The sequence below is a fragment of the Pyxidicoccus fallax genome (assembly GCF_012933655.1).
GTDB lineage: Bacteria > Myxococcota > Myxococcia > Myxococcales > Myxococcaceae > Myxococcus > Myxococcus fallax.
Map to the genome: position 1 here is coordinate 1 of NZ_JABBJJ010000813.1, position 388 is coordinate 388.

1 protein-coding gene is annotated in these 388 nt (G+C 68.0%); it reads right to left on the reverse strand.

Annotated elements, in window-relative coordinates:
* A partial coding sequence (locus HG543_RS54290; RefSeq protein WP_169352746.1) for an amino acid permease occupies positions 1 to 388 on the reverse strand: 388 nt, incomplete at both ends.

Genomic DNA, 388 nt, shown 5'->3' on the forward strand with positions numbered 1-388 from the left:
CTCCTCGGCGGTGGTCGCGACGACGTCGAACCCGATGAAGGCGAAGAACACGATCGCGGCTCCGGCGATCACACCGGCGATCCCGAAGACCGCCGGCTCGAGGCCGAAGATCGAGGTGATCAGCGGGGGCTTCCAGACGGAGGCGTCCGCGCCGGCGGAGGGCTGGCTCGGCGGGATGAAGGGGGTCCAGTTGGACGTCTTGACGTGCGCGATCCCGACGATGATCACCAGGGCGACCACGCTCAGCTTGATCGCCACCACGATCTGGTTGACCCGGCTGGAGAGCTTGATGCCGCCGATCAGGACCGAGGCGCAGACCAGGGTGATCACGATCGCCGGGAGGTTGACCACGCCGTCGCTGGCGGAGGCCAACGACGCCGGGATCTCC